The sequence below is a fragment of the Gilliamella sp. Choc4-2 genome (genome assembly GCF_001690355.1).
GTDB classification, from domain to species: domain Bacteria; phylum Pseudomonadota; class Gammaproteobacteria; order Enterobacterales; family Orbaceae; genus Gilliamella; species Gilliamella apicola_A.
In genome coordinates this window covers 14,997-31,869 of the sequence record NZ_LZHG01000059.1, presented here as the reverse complement: position 1 = coordinate 31,869, position 16,873 = coordinate 14,997, and the positions used below count along the sequence as shown (strand labels likewise).

The window sequence follows — 16,873 nt, the reverse complement described above, 5'->3', positions numbered from 1 at the left end:
TAGATGCCCAAAAAAGCATAAAGTAATGCTAATAAGAATTCCAATTGCCTACAATTTTTTTATTGGAATATAGACTTAAAGTTAAACATTTCCACGTTTTTTTCTTTATAAATCTTTACAATCGTTAAAGAAAAAAAACGAACAATTAAATATCTATGCAAAGCAACTCCAGCGATAATTATCGATGGAGTTACTTATATAAGTCAGATAAATAATTATTTATATTTATCAATATATTAATTAAAGTTCTTAATAAAGATCTTTTAATAAATACACCACATGACCAATAATTTTAAAATCCTGAGGGGCATTTTTATCAATAATGATAGTGGGATATTTTGGATTATCACACAATAATGCTATGTTGGCCCCTTGATTTTGAACACGCTTAATACTGATTTGATCATCATATTGAACAGCATACAGATAACCGTCAATCAATTTACAATGAGAAGTATTGACAATAATAATATCATGATTAGATATAGTAGGCTCCATACTATCACCTTTTGCCCATACTGCGCTTAAATCATCATTATTACACTCTTGATGTTTAATTAGCATGATATTAAATGGTATTGATTCAATTTGTAAATGAGAATTTCCTACTTCATTTAAATGATGAAAAGGAATATCTACAAAGCTTTTATGTTCTGTATCTGGAAGTAATCTACATTCCCCCTTACCCGTAACTAGCCATTCAATTGGAACATCACATTTTTGAGCAATAATTGCCAGCCTATTGAGTGAGGGATAGGTTTTACCTGATAAGTAGTCCCGAATTACTGCTTCTGACATTCCCACTTTTTTGGCAAATGCATTTCCCGATAAGCCTTCCAATACCAGTGTAAGTCGATTTTTAAAATTGATAACACCAGTTTCAGTTAGTGTTCGTGTTTTTTCTTGGTTTTCGGTTGTTTTTATGCTGCTTTCTTTCATTTTTATAATCCATTCTGTATTGCTTTTTTATATTTTTTGTTTTAATTCGTTTTTTTATGTGTTATTCTCTGCTTGGAATTTACATCAACTGATGTTGTATACCGATAATCTTTACGATAGCAGTAAATAAACTTATAGAGGATCTCATAATGAGCGAACAAGATCAAGACTGGACTCCATCAAGAGTAGTAGGAGAAATTAAAATTAGAGGTGGAAATTTAAGAGGTCTATCTCGTGCAAGCGGTTTGCAAGCTGATACTCTAAGAAATGCACTTTACCGTCATTGCCCTAAATATGAACGAATTATTTCTGATTATTTAAAAGTCCCAGCTGAAAAAATTTGGCCTACTCGTTATAAGCTTAAAGCTAACAAAGTGAAATATTAATTATTGAACAATAATTTAGACAAGCTTAAGGCAAAGGACGCCTAATAAGGCGTCTTTTACATATTATTGTGCTTTAGCTTTTTCCGCAGCTTTAATTATCATAGCAAATGTACTAGCTTTTAATGATGCTCCGCCAACTAATGCTCCATCAATATCTGGTTGAGTAAATAGTTCAGCCGCATTTTTATCGTTAACTGATCCCCCATATTGAATAATTACTTGTTCTGCAACTTTTGCATCCTGTTTAGCAAGGTGCTCTCTAATAAATTTATGGACAGCTTGTGCTTGCTCAGGTGTTGCTGATTTACCAGTACCAATAGCCCAAACTGGCTCATAAGCGATAACAGCGTGATTAAATGCTTCAATCCCCAGGGTTTCAATTACAGCATCAATTTGGCGCGCACATACTGCATGAGTTTGACCAGCTTCATTCTCGGCTTCAGTTTCACCAATACAAAGAACTGGCACTAGACCTGCTTCTTTAATTATAGCGAATTTTTTTGCAATAAATTCATCTGATTCTTTATGGTAGGTACGACGTTCTGAATGGCCAATAATAATATGCGTTACGCCAATTTCTTTTAGCATATTGACAGAGACTTCACCTGTGTAAGCACCAGACAAGTTGATTCCAACATCTTGAGCACCTAAAATAATATTTGATTTATCTAATTGGTGTTTAATAAAGTCTAAATAAACGACGGGTGGTGCAATAGCAACATCACATGCGACATCTGTTGATAGCTCTTTTTTTAGTTCTACAACTATATTTTTAGCCATATCAAGACTGCCATTGAGTTTCCAATTACCCATCACGAGAGGTTTACGCATAATTTTCTCCAACTTAAGATTTAAAAAGGTGTTGATTTTAGAATGAATTCGTTATAATAGTAAGTATTATACACCAAATAAATAAAGCCTGAGGAAAAATATGTCATTAGAAATATTGAATCAATTAGAAAGTAAAATTCAACATACTATTAATACAATCAATACACTACAACAGGAAATTACAACCTTAAAACAAGGTAATCAAGAGTTAGAACAATTAATTAATGACAGTTCTGATGAGATGAAAGCTTTACGTGATGAAAACGAAAAGTTAAAACAAGATCTGCAATTATGGCAACAACGTATTCAAACTTTATTAAGTAAAATTGGTGAAATTGCGCAATAGTTTATTTAACTTATTTGCAACCGCGACTAAAGGCGCGGTTGATTTATACTTTACAAAAATTTTTTAAAGATTTAAGTATAATGCGAGAAAAGTTAATATCATTATGGCTAACCGAAACGATACGATTGATTGAAAATGAATCTGGACGGTTTGCAGATCAAGATATCAATCGAGAATTACGCGCTTCGAAAACACCACTTGCTCATCGTATTGTTACGCGGGCTGTTATGTTATCCAAGCAGAGTGAGCTTTACGCTGCATTAATTACTTTATTACATGCCTTAAAATTTTCATTTATTTTATTATTATTCTTTTCTTTTTTTATTGGTATAAGTTTAGCTTTCGGTGCATTAAGCCAAAATCCAGTTAATCTTTATTGGGCACTTTTTAGTTTATTGGGTGTTCATTTTATTACTCTATTTATTTGGCTTTGCTCTTTTTTCTTTTTTTCGAGCTTTGGTGGTAGTGTTTTAATTCATTGCTGGTTATGGCTAACTAGAAAACTTTCACAAAGAAAAACTGTACAACAGCTTATACCAGCATTTGTACAGCTTTTGGGTGGAAAAATCCGCTGGTTAATTGGTTTTATTCTCAATCTTTTTTGGACTATTATACTAAGTTCAGCATTGTTAGTTCTAATCGTTTTATTTTCTACGCAGCATTATAGTTTTGAATGGAAAACAACTTTATTAAGTTCTGATACTATTATTCAACTAACTCATTATTTGGGCTTAATTCCATCCATATTTGGATTTTCTATACCTCAAGATAATGTTATCCGCATTAGCGACCAAGCATTAAATGCCGGTTATGTTCGTTCTTCTTGGGCTATTTGGTTGCTTGGCGTGTTTATTGTTTATGGTTTAACTATACGCTTTTTTTGCATGATTATTTGTGGAATTAGTTGGCTAATAAGCTGTCGTGGAATTAAACTGCAATTAGCTTTACCTGAGTATCAATTGCTAGCTAACGATTTACAACCTGCTTTAATTGATATAGTGGATAACGATTTGCAGGGAAAAAAGATGCATTTTCATTCAGCTATGAATTTATTAGAAAATAGCCAAGGAGCTTATTTAGTGGCAATTGATATTCCTGAAGATTGGCCTGTTCCTGATTCTGTCTCATTTTTAGGTTTTCTTAATACTCGGCAGCAAAGACGTGACATTTTAGATTATTTACAATTAAAACCGGCTAAAAAATTATTGGTTGCTATAGATGCAAATAGAGCGCCAGATCGTGGCATTTTAAACTTACTCAATCAACTAGCTACTAAGTCCCAACAATATCGTATTTGGTTTATCAACGAAGGCAAGCAATATCATAATTGGCAATCACTATCCTTAAAATCATCTATACCTACATGGTTAAATGAGGAATAGAAAATATGCTTACAACCTTAAAATTAGCAGTGGTTGGTCATTCAAATGTTGGTAAAACCTCCTTGCTACGGGCACTAATTCGTAATAGCCATTTTGGTGATGTTTCGGATAAACCGGGGACAACAAGACATGTGGAGTCAATTAAGTTAACACTGGAAAAACAGAAGTCGATCATTTTTTATGATACACCTGGATTAGAAGACAGCATTGCATTATATGATTATATTAATCAACTAACTCCTATAGACTCAAGGCTTGATGGCGTCGATAAATTAACGACTTTTTTAAAAAGCCCTGAGGCTGAAAACTTATTTTATCAAGAAGCAAAAGTAATTCGACAGCTATTGAATAGTGATGCAGCTATCTATGTTATAGATGTGCGAGAACCAGTTCTTGCTAAGTTTCGCGATGAATTAGCGATTTTATCTCAAAGTGATAAACCTATTTTGGCTGTATTAAATTTTACTTCATCAGAAGAACAAAATGAAAATGAATGGAAAAAATTAATTTCTAGAATAGGGATTCATGTTACTATAAGCTTCGATGCTGTATTCCCTCCATTGGATGGTGAAGAACGATTATATCAAAGTCTTGCTTTATTGGTTGAGCCAGCAAAAGGAATATTAGCTGAATGGTTAGATAAAATCACTCAAAAACGTGACTCTCGTAATCAGGCAGCTAATTTAATTATTGCTGAAACATTGGTTGATGTTACCGCTTGTTATGAAATGGTCAAATCAAATGACAAGCAAGCTGTTATTGATATGCAAAACAAGGTTAGAAATCGTGAGCAAAAAGCAATAGATGAGTTGCTAAAGCTTTATCAATTTGATGTATATCACGAAAGTGAACAAAATTTACCTTTAATTAAAGGACGTTATAAAGCAGATCTTTTTAATATAGATGCTTTAACGATGATGGGTATTCATTTGACTAAAGGATTTGTTTCCGGCGCGACTGTAGGAGCAAGTATTGATTTGGCAACAGGTGGATTAACACTTGGATCAGCAACGCTTGTTGGCGCAGCGGTTGGTAGTTTAATGCAAACAGCGAAGCATTATGGATCTAGAATACGTTATCAGTTAACTGGATACAACAAATTAAGTGTTGATGATGTTATTATATGTTTTCTATCATTACGCTTAATACGTCTAAAAGAAAATTTAAATAATCGTAGCCATGCGAATACTAATCCAATCAAATTGTCTAAATTAGATGAAAGCGATTGGGAAAAAGGTGTATTACCCAAAAGCTTAAAAATAGCAAGACGCTATTCGCATTGGTCGACTTTAAATAAGGGAACGAAAAGACATGACAAAAGAAGACAATCAACTATCATGGAAGTTGCTAACCAATTGTGTTAGCGAAAAGAAATGCTCTTTTATTATCACGTTACTTCTTTCACTTCTTATATTATTTGGTAGCACATCTTGTCAAAGTCAGATTTTGACAAGTCATTCTAAATCTGATCTGTTAATGCTAGCAAAAATAGAATCACATTATAAAAAATGGCAAAATACACCTTACCGTTATGGTGGAACTACTTTAGCTGGCAGTGATTGCTCAGCGCTAGTAATGAATTTTTTCAAGAATAAACTTTCTAAAACTCTTCCAAGAAGTGCCGCAGAACAAGCACAATTAGGCTATAAAGTTAGTAAACCTAAAGCCGGCGATTTAGTGTTTTTCAAAACAGGTCGTAGTAACGGAGGTTTACATGTAGGAATATATTATGCAGATGGTAAATTCTTACATGCTTCATCATCTAAGGGTGTTATTTATTCTAGTTTAAAAGAAGATTATTGGAAAAAACGTTATTGGATGGCAAGACGTATAACTGATATTTAGATACAATAAAAATTGCTCTCTAATTGTATTTAATTAGAGAGTCTAAAAAACATTCATTTTTCTACAGAAATCATTCTTTTAACTTATTGATTTTTTCTTAAATTATACATAATATTCGCTACATATAACATTTCACCTGGCGTACCCAATGATATTCGACACCAATTGGTTGCAGGTGCAAAATCTCTTCCAATTAAAACAAAATTTTGTTTCATGAGTTCACGATAATCCTTTAAATTAATCGGACTTTGATGAAATATAAAATTAGTTTGTGATTTTAGATAGTGTAAACCTAAATTTGATAATACTTTTTCCATGATTTGACGTGATACATCAACCGCTTTTTTGGAATAAGTTAAAAATGGTTGATCATCGATAGAAGCAAGCGCTGCACAAACACCACAATAGTTGAGTTTCTCGCCAGCTACATATTGAGCCATATTTTGAATATTTTCAACTGAACTGACTGCATAACCGACTCGTAATCCGGCCATAGCATGGATTTTTGAGAAAGTTTTAAGTAATATAATATTGTCATAACCTTTTGCAATAAATTCATCAACTGACTTAAAGTCAGGATCATTAACAAATTCAGCATAAGCTTCGTCAATAATAAAGATCGTATTTTTAGGTTTGCTTTTTATCCAAGGTTCTATTTCATTTGTTGCAAAAACTGTTGAAGTAGGATTATTTGGATTAACCAAATATACAATTGAAAATCCATTATAATTTTCAGCAGCTTTTTGTATGCCTTTTATATCTATCTGCCAATCTGGCAAATTTGGTACTTTAGTAATTTTTAGATTAAAGATCTTTGCAAAATGTTCTCCATCACCATAAGTAAGCTCTGGAATGACTAATTGAGCATCTGACTTAACAAAGGCAGCAATAGCACTGCGAATACCTTCTGAAGATCCTGCAGTTAATAAAATTTGAGTATCATCGACTTTATGATGTTTAGCTAATCGTTTATTAAGCAATGGCATTTCGGCTTTGGCATAGCGATTCGCTTTTGGTACAGCATCAATTGCAGCTTGTTTTGCACGTGGCGACATACCAAGCGCATTTTCGTTAAAGTTGAGTCTTATTGGATTGTTAATATTAGGTGTTGCTACATTTTCAAGCATAGGTATAGAGAATGAAACCGAGTTTTGTATTTCTATTGCATGAGCTTTAGATAATAATTGATTAATAGATAGCCCTGCAATTGCCGCACTGGAAAATGTGATTAATTTTCTTCTACTGACATTTAAATTAGATATCATGATTTACCTCTTACTTAATTAATATTTATATGGTCAATTATTAATTAAGCAAAAATAATACCAAGTTTTTAAAGATTACTAAGATTATAGACTTGTACTATATTAAATAATCAAAGATTAATGAGGAGATGGTTGTTATTTAGATTATATTAATCTAAATACGCACCTGTTGGGTGCTTTATTGCTCAAAAATGGCATATAAAAAGGACTGCATTAATACAGTCCTTATAGTGATTAGTCAATTACCATGGGTGATTTTTTTACCATAGGTGATCATTGTTAACTATCTGCCGGTGTCTCGATAGTCGAAATGGTTGCCAGCATCTGCAAAAACTTATATTTTGAATCCACCATGTTAGTTGAACGCTCATGTAAGGTATTGGCAATAATAGGTTCAAGTGTTTCTAAACGGCGGAAACGCTGTTCTTTTAGTAATATACCAGTTAATAACTCACTGTTTGGTGCTTTTGAATCTAATACTAAAGCTGGCTTGCCTTCTGCCATACGGCGTGGGTCATAACGATATAAAGGCCAGAAGCCAGATTTAACTAAATCTTTCATCTGCTCATGTGATTTAGCAAGGTCATAACCATGTTCTTCACAAGGGCTATAAGCAATAACTAAAGATGGTCCATTATACGCTTCGGCTTCTTGTAAAGCCTTAAGGGTTTGGTTAAGTTGTGAACCCAATGCAATTTGCGCAACATAGACATGGCCATACATCATTACACTAACACCAAGATCTTTACGTGCTTTATGCTTACCTAAATCAGCAAATTTTGATACAGCGCCCATAGGGGTGGCTTTTGATTGCTGGCCTCCAGTATTAGAATAACACTGGGTGTCTAACACCAATATATTCACATTATCAGTTAAGCTCATTACATGATCGAGCCCACCAAACCCAATATCGTAAGCCCAACCATCGCCACCAATTGCCCAGACTGATTTATCAACCAGGTAATCTGCATTTTGAATTAATTCTTTAGCTTCAGTTGAATCCAAATGAGCAAGTTGTTCGCGTAATTTTGCAATTTGTTGCCGTTTTTCATCAATAGTGATATTTGTGGATTGTAAAGCTATGGCAATTTCTGGAGAAATTTCACCGCCCATTTTTTCTAGTAATCGTAACGCACGCTTTTTATGTTGGTTATAAGATATGCGATAACCTAAAGCAAACTCAGCATTATCTTCAAATAATGAATTTGCCCAAGCTGGTCCACGACCATGGCGATCGATCGTATAGGGTGATGATGGCAGGTTACCACCATAAATTGATGAACAGCCAGTGGCATTTGCAATGGCTAAATGGTCGCCATAAAGTTGGGTTAACAATTTGATGTATGGTGTTTCACCACAACCTGCGCAAGCACCGGAATATTCAAATAGAGGTGTAAGTAGTTGCGATGTACGCACATCAATGCGTTCAAGTGTGCTGATATCACGATCAGGCAATGCAGTAAAGTACTCAAAGTTAGTGCGTTGAGTCTCAATATTATCGATACGTGATTGCATGTTAATTGCTTTAATTTCAAAATTATTACGATCGCGGGCAGGGCACACTTCGACACATAAGTTACAGCCAGTACAATCTTCTGGGGCAACTTGCAATACATAACGTTGACCTTTCATATCACGAGCTTTAACTTCAAGCGAGTTTAATGAATTAGGAGCATTGATCATTTCATCAGGATCAACAACTTTAGCTCGAATAGCTGCATGAGGGCAAGCAACAGCACAATGATTACACTGGGTACAAAGTTCTGCTTTCCAAATTGGGATCTGTTCTGCAATGTTTCGTTTTTCCCATTTTGTTGTACCAATTGGCCATGTGCCGTCAGGCGGAAAAGCGGATACTGGCAAATTATCACCTAAACCAGCTAACATAGTAGCTGTCACAGTTTTAACAAAATTAGGCGCATTATAAGGTACTACTGGTGGCATTGATGGGCTGCTTTGATCAACGCAGCTAAGTGGAACTTGTTCAAGTGATTCAATAGATAAATCAAGTGCTTTCCAGTTGTTTTCAACCAAATCTTGCCCTTTACTACTATAACTTTTAGCAATGACTTCTTTTAATTGGGTAATACTAAAATCATTCTTAAAGATTTCAGAAAGATGAAAAAATGCTGCTTGCATAACAGTATTAATTCTTGCGCCTAAATTACATTCACGAGCTATTTTTGCTGCATTTACAATGTAAAAGTGTGCTCGTTTTTGTATTAATTGTGCTTGCACTTCTTTAGGTAGACGATGCCAAACTTCATCTTTGCTATACGGCGTGTTAAGCAAAAAGATACCATCGTCCTTTAACTTATCAACAATTTGATATTTATCGATAAACTGATCTTGATGACAGCCAATAAAATGCGCGCTTGTTATCAAATAAGGCGAATCAATAGGATCTAAGCTGACTCTTAAGTGAGAAGTGGTTAAGCCACCGGCCTTTTTAGAGTCATAGACAAAATACCCTTGCACATAAAAAGGCGAGCTATTGCCAATAATTTTAATATTATTTTTAGTTGCTGACACAGTGCCATCACTACCAAGCCCATAAAATAGCGCTTCGAGTGAAGATTTTTGAGGAATAGATTGATCAGGCAATGGTAAAGATAGTCCTGTAATATCATCATAAATACCAACAGTAAAGCGTGGTTTTGGTTTTGCTAAATTGAGCTCAGCAAAAATGGCAAGTACACACTTAGGATCAAACTCTTTAGATGATAACCCATAACGTCCACCTATAATAAGTGGAATAGTTGTGCGTTCCCCACGAGATAAACTTTCAGCGAATGCGGTTATAATATCTAAATAAAGCGGCTCGGCTTGAGCTCCCGGCTCTTTGGTTCTATCAAGAACGGCTATTTTGTTAACAGTACTAGGTATAACACTTAGTAAATGGTTAGCCGAAAAAGGGCGGAATAATCGAACGATTACAACCCCGACTTTTTCGTTTTGTTTAAGTAAAACATCCACAACTTCTTTGGTAGTGTTTGCTCCTGAGCCCATAATAACAATAATACGTTCGGCATCACAAGCTCCATAATATTCAAAAGGTTGATACTTTCTGCCTGTTTCTGCAGCAAAGGCATCCATAGCATCAACAACATGTTGATAGGTACTATCATAATAGCTATTTATCGCTTCTCGACACTGGAAGTATGTATCTGGATTGGCTGATGTGCCTCGAGTCACTGGTTTGTCGGGTGTTAAAGCACGTGAGCGATAAGTTTTAATAGCTTCATGTGGTAATAAATTACGGATTTGGTCATCGCTTAATGGATAGATTTTATTGACTTCGTGCGATGTTCTAAATCCATCAAAAAAATGAACGAAAGGAACTCGGCTATTTAAGGTTGCCATTTGTGAAATTAACGCAAAATCCTGAGCTTCTTGCACTGAACTTGAACAAAGCATTGCAAAACCCGTTTGCCTAATTGCCATCACATCAGAATGATCACCAAAAATAGAAAGTGCATGAGTTGCAATAGTGCGAGCGGCAACATGCAAAACAAAAGGAGTCAGTTCGCCCGCTATTTTGTACAGCGATGGGATCATTAAAAGCAAACCTTGTGATGAAGTAAACGAAGTTGCTAGTGCACCAGTCATTAATGAACCATGAACGGTTGCAATTGCACCTGCTTCCGACTGCATTTCAATGACTCTAGGGGTATCACCAAATACATTTGGCTTATTAAACTCTGCCCAAGTACTGGCTTGCTCAGCCATGGTTGAGCTTGGTGTGATTGGGTAAATAGCAATGACTTCGTTTGCTCGATAAGCGACGGATGCCACCGCACTATTAGCGTCTGATATTATCATTAAAAAAACCTTGTATTTTATAGTGTTATGACATTACTAACTTAGTATAAATTTGTATTATTGTATCAGAAACTAACATAGCTTTTCGTTATTTTTATGCTAAATTTTTTATCATCACCACTTTAGAAAAAAGTATTAATAAAAGTTGGGTTGTTTATGAAGTCAACTGATTTTACTGTATTCCATTTTTAGTGCTCCAACAGCTGTAAATACCCCAAATTTAGTACACAACTCACGTAGAAAATTAAGCTGCTTGTTTTAGTGTTTTATACTCAATCGGTGTCATGTTATTTAATGCCTCATGCGGTCTTTCGGTATTATAAATGGTGAGCCATTCTCCGGTTATTCTCCTTGCTTGTGCTAAGTTGTTAAAAAGATATAAATAGAGTACTTTAGTGCGATAGGTACAATTAAATCGTTCAATATAGCCATTTTGATAAGGGCTACCGGGCTTTATATAATCAATGGCTATATCATGTGATTTAGCCCAGTTTATCTAAGTAACGGGGAATCCTTCCTGTTGGTAAGCTTACTGTAATATCAATACCTAACGCCTCACGATTAAAGTCATCGATGACATTGAATGTTCTAAAGCGACGTTGATTACGGCTACTGTCACTCATAAAATCCATTGACCAATATTCACCTTGTTTATTAGGCACCAATAGCTTTTCTGGGCATCGTGGAGGAATGCGTTTTTTTCGTTTTACTCTGAGATTAAGCTTTAATTCACAATACACCCGATAAACACGCTTATGGTTCTATTGATAGCCGAGCTTTCTGATACGATTAAAACATTTAGGAAAGCCCCAGCGTAAATACCGGTCTGTGATAGCATTCAACACCGAAATAATCACCGAATCATCCGATAACTTAGGTTTATAATAGTAAGCACAACGGCTTAAGCCAACAATGGTACAACTCATGAATGATTTTGTTGTCGTTGCTGTGCCCCCGTTTTACGTGCCTTTGTGGGCACTAAAGCTTTTTTATGATTTCTTCCTGAAGCTGGGATTTTAAGCTCAGTTCGGCAAACATCTGCTTAAGCTTACGGTTTTCAGCCTCCAGCTCCTTTAAGCGTTTGATATCCGAAGTTTCCATTCCGCCGTATTTTTCTCGCCATTTATAGAAAGTTGAATTACCCATGCCATATTTACGGCACAGCTCTTTAACGGGAATACCAGCTTCAGCTTCTTTTAAAATAACACTGAATATTCTATCTAATATACATTCAAAAAAGAAAAGCTAAAATTTAACAGCACAAACCAATTATGCGAACCTTTTAAAAAAATCTTTTATGACAGTTTCAGGGACAGATATTAAAGCGATTTTAGTCGAGCAATACTGCATACATTATACAAAAATATACAAAATTATAGTGCTATGATGACACGCCAATGATCCTAGAAATAGAAGATGCATTAGGTGTTGCTCAAGATTTAAATAATTATTATAACGATATTTATGACCACTTAACTCAATTTAAAAAAGAAAAACAATCAACACAGTTTGATTTTAATGGCGACTAATCAATTTTTAGGCAATTTTTTATTTCATATTTTGTAATTTTTTTCAAAATACAATTTCATTATTTTCTTGTTTATTTTGTTATATCACATTTATCTTATCATTCCGTTATTATTTGTCATGTTATATTTTATTTAAGGTTAATAAGGTGATAAATAAGAGGTATGTAAGCTATTTCAATAACATTAGCAAATAGAGAAAATGGGATTAAAAACCCCATTATTCCGTAATATCAGGATAACCCGGCCAAAAGTTTTTATAAGTTACTTCTCCCATTTTTATTGCATATTGGCGCCATTGCTGTGCTAATTCAATATTTTGCTCTTCATCTTTATAATAATGACTGAGTGAAGTCATTGCACTGTAATAACCTTGAATGGCCTTTTTAAGTAAGAAACGATTCTTTAACGAAGTAACTTCCCCCACAGTCTCTCCTAGAATTATGGAAAATGTTTTTCTATTTCTTAAATAAAAATTTTTGATTCCATCGCCTTTTATCACATTTAATTGATAGAATGATTTAAGATAGTTCAATTGCCCAAAAATAAAATCCTCATCGCTCAAAGTTGTATATTCGGATTTGCCATAATGAGCTTCTGGTTGATATTTAAGGGTCGTTTTTAATGAATATTTTCTATAATTCTTATCATTTTCAATGCGTGATATAATTTTCCATAACTCATCATCAGGTAAAAGGCGATAAGCTTTTTCTAAGGTAGTAAAGGCTTTATGTATATCTTCTTTAGTACCTAAGCCTTGCATATGCATAAAAGCTAATGATTTTAATGCTGGTACACAGTTTTGTTTAGCTGCTTTTTGATAAAGTTCAAAAGCTTGTTTTTCGTCTTTTTTAACTCCAATCCCTGTTAAGTAAAAATAAGCTAAATTAGTTTGGGCAAGAGCATGGCCTTTATCGGCAGCCTTTCTATACCATTCGATAGCTTTAGCCATATCGGGTTCTACACCTTGTCCATATTCACTTAGTGGAAAGATAGTTCTAGGATAAGACTGGATTGGAAACGAGGATTCATATGGTACAAATTTATCTGATAAATCAGTAAGTTCTGGCGCATCATTTTCACCATTTTCATCAAAAAAATAAAATCTAGGTGCTTTACCGCCAGAACCATTTTCATAAATATAACCAATACTATTTTGAGCATCAAGATTTCCTTGTGCAGCAGCTTTTTCGAACCAACTTAAGGCTACTGGGAAGTTATTAAATTCATCGCGATACATGGAGCCTAAGTTGTATTGGGCTTGAGCAAGACCTTGATTAGCAGCTTTCTCAAACAGCATTCTTGCTTTAGTATGATAGCCTTTGTTTTCCAACGCAGTCTGATAATAAATTTCACCGAGGGTATTTTGTGCTTTTACATCGCCTTGTTCGGCAAGGCTTGCGCAGGCAGAAATATTTTCCTTATTGCTTTTTGTGGGTAAACATTTGGGTTTTGCCTGTGCAATCGTTAAATAGGGTATAGTAAAGACAACTAATAATAAAAATTTATGACGAATTAACATAGTACTACATTATCTTATATTTCAGTGTAAGCAGTTTAACATTAATTATTAATGAGTTAAATGTTTGTTTATCAAATTTATAAAACAAATTAAAAATTGAAGCATTTATTTAGTAAAAAAATGTAAATATCACTTGGTTATTGACAAAACGGCTTGGTTAAAAAACAATATTAAACAATGAATTGCATGATTTATTGCTAGCTTCATGGATTAAAAACTGGATGTCTGTGAGATAGTAAGTAAACAGTTCTCACTTTTAAATTAGCAGTTAAATACAGAAGTTTTAACTCTGATTTATTCATTAAATCTATAGCTGCATATCAATTCATTCAGCTTTTTAGATAAAAGTGGAGATAATATTTTCTGTTAGGATTAAAAATTATACTATTCATCTGATTTAGGATTAAAATGGTAATATAAAAAACTAGGTTTATTTAATCACTACTCGCTCATCTGATATTGTATGTTTAATTTCACCTATAAGCCAAGCTTTTTCCCCATTACTATTTAAGAGTGAAATAGCTTTATCTACAAACTGGTTAGGTAATATAATGATTAAGCCAACCCCACAATTAAAAGTACGATACATTTCGTGGCGGCTGACATTACCTGCATGTTGTAACCAATTAAATATGGTAGGCCATTGCCAACTTGCTTCATTAAGTATTGCTTTTGTATTATCTGGTAGCACACGAGGTATATTTTCCCAAAATCCTCCCCCAGTAATATGGGCTATGGCATGCACGCTAGTTTGTGAGATTAAATCCAACACTGATTTAACATAGATTTTTGTTGGTGCAAGTAAGTGTTCAACAAGCGATTTACCTTCTAATTGCTCGTTTTGAGGCTTAATACCATTGTTTTCAATAATTTTACGTATCAAGGAATAACCATTAGAGTGAGCACCACTAGATGCTAGCGCTATTAATGCATCACCATCTTTAACTTTACTGCCATCAATCATGTTTGATTTTTCAACTACACCCACACAAAATCCTGCTAAATCATAGTCATTGCCCTGATACATACCAGGCATTTCGGCAGTCTCACCGCCGATTAAGGCACACCCTGATTGTTTACAGCCTTCAGCAATGCCGGTGATAACGGTTGTAGCAATATCGACATTGAGTTTGCCTGTTGCATAATAATCAAGGAAAAAAAGTGGTTCAGCACCTTGGACGATCAGATCATTAACGCACATGGCGACTAAATCGATACCAATTGAGTCATGTCGGTTTAAATCCATTGCTAAACGCAGTTTTGTGCCAACGCCATCAGTTCCTGACACTAAAATTGGTTCTTTATACCTTTGGGGAATAGAGCATAAAGCACCAAATCCACCTAATCCCCCCATAACTTCTGGTCGTTTGGTCTCTTTTACAACAGATTTAATTCGATTTACAAGCTCATTACCAGCATCGATATCGACACCAGCATCTTTATAGCTAAGAGAATTCTTATTTGACACAGGCGCAGTCCTTACATTAGAAAATTGGCTATATTTTAGCAAGGAAGAAATTTGTTTGCTAACAATTATTTAAAAACTTACGAAAATTAACATAGTTAATTTTTTTCGAACCAACTTTCTAAAATAATCATTGCTGAAGTTGAATCAATATGTCCCTTTTCAAGAGCACGATACCCGCATGATGAAAAAATATGAGATTTTGCTTCAACCGTTGATAACCTTTCATCTTGTAAATGCACTTGGTATCCAAACATGCCATGTAGTCTATTTGCGAATTTTCTTGCTCTTACTGTGAGCGGCTGTTCGCTGCCATCCATATTTAATGGTAAACCAACTAGCAAAAAATCAGGTTGCCATTCTTTTAAAATTTTATCAATTTCTTGCCAGTTAGGAATGCCATCACGAGCTTTAAATGAACATAAAGGATTGGCCGTTTTGGTAATATCTTGTCCAATTGCCGCTCCAATACTTGCTGTACCAAAATCGAATGCAATAATGGTAGCCATTTGTTATGCATTTCCCAACTGGTGTGAAATGGTATTAATATTAATACCTAAGGATTCTGCTGCTTTTTTCCAGCGATCTTTAATAGCTACTTCAAAAATAATTTGCGGATTAGCTTCAGCAACAAGCCAGTCATTACGAGCAACTTCGGTTTCAAGTTGTAGAGATCGCCAGCTTGAATAACCTAATGACAGCAGCAGATCTTTCGGCTGTTGAGGTGAACCTATTGATTTCAAGGCGTCAAGAGAAGTAGTGATCATTACATCATCTGATATTTGAATACTAGAGGAAAATCCTAGTTGTGGTGTATGCAAAATAAATCCTTGCTCATCAGCTAAAGGACCACCACAAAAAACAGGATACTCTAGTTCAGCACAATTTTTAGACGAGGTAATCTCAAGCCGAGTAAGTACTGATCCAACATTTAGTTCTTCTATAGGTTTATTTATAATAATACCCATAGCGCCATCACGATTATGTTCACAAATATACACAACTGAACGACAAAATATAGAGTCACTCATTGTTGGCATAGCGATAATAAAATGATTTTTTAAATTCATATGCTCACATTTTTGTATAGTTTATAATGCACATAGACCGATTTTCACTTTACGCTCTACGTGGCAACACATTAGAACTTCATCTTCATTTGTTTCTTCATTAATAGATTCTGAAACAATATTAAAATTTTGAGAAAGGTAAAAATTAATTGCATCTGTATTTTTTCTATAAACATGAACAAACAGCTCATTGTGTCGTTGTTTTGCTTTTTCAATCAAAGCTTTTCCCGATCCTTTGTGGCGAAATTTATGATCAACAAACAATCCAGAGATATAATTTTCTGTTAAACCAATAAATCCTTTAACACCATTAAGGTCTTGAACATATAAGGTGGACATAGGGATCAACATTTTAACTAATTCATAATTTTTTTTAAAAAATTCCGGATTAATAAAATTATGTGCTTGCTGGTTAGCTTGCAACCATATTTCCATGATCTTGTCTAAATCCGCAGGTTGGTATTCTCTAATCAT

Annotated in this window: 15 protein-coding genes and 1 pseudogene; 6 read left to right on the top strand and 10 right to left on the bottom strand. The window is 34.4% G+C overall.

Going from position 1 to position 16,873, the window contains the following annotated elements; genetic code table 11:
- Nucleotides 1–249: 249 nt before the first annotated feature.
- Nucleotides 250–939: a LexA family transcriptional regulator gene (locus A9G34_RS07570; protein WP_065569357.1), complete on the bottom strand. Its 690-nt coding sequence runs from the start codon at nucleotides 937–939 to the stop codon at nucleotides 250–252.
- Between the two features lie 149 nt (nucleotides 940–1,088).
- Here A9G34_RS07570 and A9G34_RS07565 point away from each other — a divergent pair, with 149 nt between their 5' ends.
- Nucleotides 1,089–1,325, top strand: coding sequence for a helix-turn-helix domain-containing protein (locus A9G34_RS07565; protein WP_034945004.1), 237 nt, complete (start codon nucleotides 1,089–1,091; stop codon nucleotides 1,323–1,325).
- A gap of 63 nt (nucleotides 1,326–1,388) precedes the next feature.
- Here A9G34_RS07565 and tpiA read toward each other — a convergent pair whose 3' ends face one another.
- Nucleotides 1,389–2,156, bottom strand: a complete 768-nt coding sequence (tpiA, locus tag A9G34_RS07560; RefSeq protein WP_065569356.1) for a triose-phosphate isomerase — start codon at nucleotides 2,154–2,156, stop codon at nucleotides 1,389–1,391.
- 100 nt (nucleotides 2,157–2,256) lie between these two features.
- On the opposite strand from tpiA, the gene zapB reads away from it, so the two are divergent.
- The 4 genes from zapB to A9G34_RS07540 all read left to right on the top strand — a co-directional run bounded on the left by zapB (nucleotide 2,257) and on the right by A9G34_RS07540 (nucleotide 5,729).
- Entirely contained in the window at nucleotides 2,257–2,502 is a 246-nt protein-coding gene (gene zapB, locus A9G34_RS07555) for a cell division protein ZapB (protein ID WP_034945009.1), read from the top strand.
- Nucleotides 2,503–2,582: 80 nt separating this feature from the next.
- Complete coding sequence (locus A9G34_RS07550; RefSeq protein WP_141670379.1) at nucleotides 2,583–3,884, top strand: DUF2868 domain-containing protein; 1,302 nt, start codon at nucleotides 2,583–2,585, stop codon at nucleotides 3,882–3,884.
- Nucleotides 3,885–3,889: 5 nt separating this feature from the next.
- A complete protein-coding gene (locus tag A9G34_RS07545; protein ID WP_065569354.1) occupies nucleotides 3,890–5,248 on the top strand; it encodes a GTPase/DUF3482 domain-containing protein in 1,359 nt (452 codons plus the stop codon).
- Entirely contained in the window at nucleotides 5,196–5,729 is a 534-nt protein-coding gene (locus tag A9G34_RS07540; protein ID WP_051825136.1) for a C40 family peptidase, read from the top strand. Before A9G34_RS07545 ends, A9G34_RS07540 begins: the two co-directional genes overlap by 53 nt.
- A gap of 83 nt (nucleotides 5,730–5,812) precedes the next feature.
- On the opposite strand, the gene A9G34_RS07535 is transcribed toward A9G34_RS07540, so the two are convergent.
- The 3 genes and pseudogenes from A9G34_RS07535 to A9G34_RS07525 form a co-directional block, all read right to left on the bottom strand.
- The gene (locus tag A9G34_RS07535; protein ID WP_081295300.1) at nucleotides 5,813–6,994 is read right to left on the bottom strand and encodes a pyridoxal phosphate-dependent aminotransferase; all 1,182 of its coding nucleotides are present in this window, start codon (nucleotides 6,992–6,994) and stop codon (nucleotides 5,813–5,815) included.
- Nucleotides 6,995–7,273: 279 nt separating this feature from the next.
- Nucleotides 7,274–10,816, bottom strand: a complete 3,543-nt coding sequence (nifJ, locus tag A9G34_RS07530) for a pyruvate:ferredoxin (flavodoxin) oxidoreductase (protein ID WP_065569353.1) — start codon at nucleotides 10,814–10,816, stop codon at nucleotides 7,274–7,276.
- Nucleotides 10,817–11,060: 244 nt separating this feature from the next.
- Nucleotides 11,061–12,043: pseudogene (locus A9G34_RS07525) on the bottom strand (integrase core domain-containing protein).
- A 170-nt stretch (nucleotides 12,044–12,213) separates the two neighbouring features.
- On the opposite strand from A9G34_RS07525, the gene A9G34_RS10995 reads away from it, so the two are divergent.
- Nucleotides 12,214–12,345, top strand: coding sequence for a hypothetical protein (locus tag A9G34_RS10995; protein ID WP_255305672.1), 132 nt, complete (start codon nucleotides 12,214–12,216; stop codon nucleotides 12,343–12,345).
- Nucleotides 12,346–12,562: 217 nt separating this feature from the next.
- On the opposite strand, the gene A9G34_RS07515 is transcribed toward A9G34_RS10995, so the two are convergent.
- From A9G34_RS07515 to A9G34_RS07495, 5 genes are all read right to left on the bottom strand, one after another.
- Nucleotides 12,563–13,864 carry a tetratricopeptide repeat protein gene (locus A9G34_RS07515; RefSeq protein ID WP_034945021.1) on the bottom strand — a complete coding sequence of 434 codons (1,302 nt, stop codon included), beginning with the start codon at nucleotides 13,862–13,864 and terminating at the stop codon, nucleotides 12,563–12,565.
- A 430-nt stretch (nucleotides 13,865–14,294) separates the two neighbouring features.
- Entirely contained in the window at nucleotides 14,295–15,332 is a 1,038-nt protein-coding gene (gene purM, locus A9G34_RS07510) for a phosphoribosylformylglycinamidine cyclo-ligase (RefSeq protein ID WP_065569351.1), read from the bottom strand.
- Nucleotides 15,333–15,427: 95 nt separating this feature from the next.
- Nucleotides 15,428–15,838 carry a Holliday junction resolvase RuvX gene (gene ruvX / locus A9G34_RS07505; RefSeq protein ID WP_065569350.1) on the bottom strand — a complete coding sequence of 137 codons (411 nt, stop codon included), beginning with the start codon at nucleotides 15,836–15,838 and terminating at the stop codon, nucleotides 15,428–15,430.
- Nucleotides 15,839–15,841: 3 nt separating this feature from the next.
- A complete protein-coding gene (locus tag A9G34_RS07500) occupies nucleotides 15,842–16,399 on the bottom strand; it encodes a YqgE/AlgH family protein (RefSeq protein WP_034945031.1) in 558 nt (185 codons plus the stop codon).
- Nucleotides 16,400–16,420: 21 nt separating this feature from the next.
- The gene (locus tag A9G34_RS07495; protein WP_065569349.1) at nucleotides 16,421–16,873 is read right to left on the bottom strand and encodes a GNAT family N-acetyltransferase; all 453 of its coding nucleotides are present in this window, start codon (nucleotides 16,871–16,873) and stop codon (nucleotides 16,421–16,423) included.

What these genes read in the sequence shown, in the direction of transcription:
- A9G34_RS07570 (WP_065569357.1), bottom strand. Translation starts at nt 939, where the DNA reads ATGAAAGAAAGCAGCATAAAAACAACCGAAAACCAAGAAAAAACACGA.
- A9G34_RS07565 (WP_034945004.1), top strand. Translation starts at nt 1,089, where the DNA reads ATGAGCGAACAAGATCAAGACTGGACTCCATCAAGAGTAGTAGGAGAA.
- tpiA (WP_065569356.1), bottom strand. Translation starts at nt 2,156, where the DNA reads ATGCGTAAACCTCTCGTGATGGGTAATTGGAAACTCAATGGCAGTCTT.
- zapB (WP_034945009.1), top strand. Translation starts at nt 2,257, where the DNA reads ATGTCATTAGAAATATTGAATCAATTAGAAAGTAAAATTCAACATACT.
- A9G34_RS07550 (WP_141670379.1), top strand. Translation starts at nt 2,583, where the DNA reads ATGCGAGAAAAGTTAATATCATTATGGCTAACCGAAACGATACGATTG.
- A9G34_RS07545 (WP_065569354.1), top strand. Translation starts at nt 3,890, where the DNA reads ATGCTTACAACCTTAAAATTAGCAGTGGTTGGTCATTCAAATGTTGGT.
- A9G34_RS07540 (WP_051825136.1), top strand. Translation starts at nt 5,196, where the DNA reads ATGACAAAAGAAGACAATCAACTATCATGGAAGTTGCTAACCAATTGT.
- A9G34_RS07535 (WP_081295300.1), bottom strand. Translation starts at nt 6,994, where the DNA reads ATGATATCTAATTTAAATGTCAGTAGAAGAAAATTAATCACATTTTCC.
- nifJ (WP_065569353.1), bottom strand. Translation starts at nt 10,816, where the DNA reads ATGATAATATCAGACGCTAATAGTGCGGTGGCATCCGTCGCTTATCGA.
- A9G34_RS10995 (WP_255305672.1), top strand. Translation starts at nt 12,214, where the DNA reads ATGATCCTAGAAATAGAAGATGCATTAGGTGTTGCTCAAGATTTAAAT.
- A9G34_RS07515 (WP_034945021.1), bottom strand. Translation starts at nt 13,864, where the DNA reads ATGTTAATTCGTCATAAATTTTTATTATTAGTTGTCTTTACTATACCC.
- ruvX (WP_065569350.1), bottom strand. Translation starts at nt 15,838, where the DNA reads ATGGCTACCATTATTGCATTCGATTTTGGTACAGCAAGTATTGGAGCG.
- A9G34_RS07500 (WP_034945031.1), bottom strand. Translation starts at nt 16,399, where the DNA reads ATGAATTTAAAAAATCATTTTATTATCGCTATGCCAACAATGAGTGAC.
- A9G34_RS07495 (WP_065569349.1), bottom strand. Translation starts at nt 16,873, where the DNA reads ATGATTAGAGAATACCAACCTGCGGATTTAGACAAGATCATGGAAATA.